The sequence below is a fragment of the Streptomyces sp. NPDC058964 genome (assembly GCF_042741275.1).
In the GTDB taxonomy this organism is placed as follows: Bacteria; Actinomycetota; Actinomycetes; order Streptomycetales; family Streptomycetaceae; genus Streptomyces.
In genome coordinates this window covers 6,071-7,631 of sequence record NZ_JBHYKH010000443.1, presented here as the reverse complement: position 1 = coordinate 7,631, position 1,561 = coordinate 6,071, and the positions used below count along the sequence as shown (strand labels likewise).

Here is a 1,561-nt window from a genome sequence, read left to right as displayed (position 1 = left end):
ATGCGCGGCCGGGTGATGGCCCTGTTCATGATGGTCTTCATGGGCGGTACGCCGCTGGGGGCCCCGGTCGTCGGCTGGATCACCGACACCTACGGCCCCCAGGTGGGCTTCGCCCTCGGCGGCGTGATCGCGGCCGTCGCGGCCGTCACCGTCGGCCTGGTCCTCGCCCGTGTCGGCGGACTGCGCCTGTCGGTGGGCTGGAACCACGGCCATCCGCGGGTGGCGTTCGTGCCGCGCGAGCGGGAGCTGGCGACGACCGCGGCGTGAGCGGCGGGCCCCGGAGGGATACCTACAGGACCCTCCGGGCCAGCACCTGCCCGGGCCACTCGTCCTCGCCGTGGGTGAAGGTCTCGGTCCGGGTGAAGCCGTTGCTCTCGTAGTAGGCGACCAGCTTGCCGTCGTCGCCCGCGTAGCAGTCCACCCGCAGCAGGTCGACACCCGCGCGGCGGGTCTCCTCGGCGGCGTGGGCGAGCAGGGCGGCGCCGGCTCCCCGGCCCTTGAAGCGGCGGTCGGAGGCGAAGGTGTGGATGTACCGCTCGGGCTCGCCGGCGGGCCGCAGGTATGGGCCGGGCGCGTCGGTGAGGGTGAGGGTCGCGGCCGGGGTGCCGTCCACCTCGGCCAAGAAGGGGGCGCCCTCGGCGACGTACCGCTCGATCATGGCCACCGCTCGGGGGTTCTCCGACCAGGGCCGGGTGCCCCACTGCCGGGGCCTGCCCTGAGCGACCAGCCATGCCACGGAGCTGTCGAACATGCCGAGGATCACCGGAACGTCGTCGGGGCGGCCTTCTCGAATGATGATCGTCATGCGGCCATCATGCCCGCCTCGATCTGGGAAGGTGAGGGCATGAGACTCTTCGCCGCCGTGCTGCCCCCTCAGGACGTGACGAACGAACTCGCCGCCGAGGTCGACGTGTTGCGCCGGCTGCCCGGCGCGGAAGGACTGCGCTGGACCGGCCGCCCCGGCTGGCACTTCACGCTCGCCTTCTACGGCGAGGTCGACGACGAGCTCGTGCCGGACCTCTCGGAGCGGCTGGAGCGTGCGGCCCGGCGCAGCGCCCCCTTCCCCCTCGCCGTCTCGGGCGGCGGCCAGTTCGGACACGGCCGGGCACTGTGGGCCGGGGCCGAGGGCGACCTGGAGGCACTGCGGCTGCTGGCCGACCGGGCGGAGGCGGCGGCGCGCAAGGCGGGGGTGCCGATGGGGGAGCACCGACGGTACAAGGCCCACTTGACGGTGGCGCGCAGCCGGGACGCGGTGGACGTACGGCGCTGCGTCGAGAGCCTCCGTGACTTCACCAGCAGCACCTGGACCGTGGCCGACCTGGTCCTGGTGCGCAGCAATCTGCCGAGGTCCGGGGTGCCCGGGGAGCAGCCCCGGTACGAGGCGGTCGCCCGCTGGGCACTCGGCGGGGCCGGTTAGGCTCGGGTGTGTGGACCCGAAAACCCGTAACCGGATCATGGCCGTTGCGCTCGTACTGATGTTCGTGGTGGTGGCGGGGGGGGGGGGGGGGGGGGCTTTTAGGCGCGCCCCCCCCCCCCGCCCGGACCGCCCCCCCCGCGCGCC

The 1,561-nt window shown here is 74.0% G+C and carries 2 protein-coding genes and 1 pseudogene; 2 read left to right on the top strand and 1 reads right to left on the bottom strand.

Features of this window, described 5'->3' with window-relative positions:
- A pseudogene (locus tag ACFW2E_RS36295) lies at window positions 1-267 on the top strand (MFS transporter); the annotation flags it as partial.
- Window positions 268-289: 22 nt separating this feature from the next.
- Here ACFW2E_RS36295 and ACFW2E_RS36290 read toward each other — a convergent pair.
- Window positions 290-805, bottom strand: a complete 516-nt coding sequence (locus ACFW2E_RS36290; RefSeq protein WP_384473104.1) for a GNAT family N-acetyltransferase — start codon at window positions 803-805, stop codon at window positions 290-292.
- A gap of 39 nt (window positions 806-844) precedes the next feature.
- Between ACFW2E_RS36290 and thpR the strand changes: the two genes are divergently transcribed.
- Window positions 845-1,417 carry an RNA 2',3'-cyclic phosphodiesterase gene (thpR, locus tag ACFW2E_RS36285; protein WP_384473101.1) on the top strand — a complete coding sequence of 191 codons (573 nt, stop codon included), beginning with the start codon at window positions 845-847 and terminating at the stop codon, window positions 1,415-1,417.
- Window positions 1,418-1,561 lie beyond the last annotated feature (144 nt).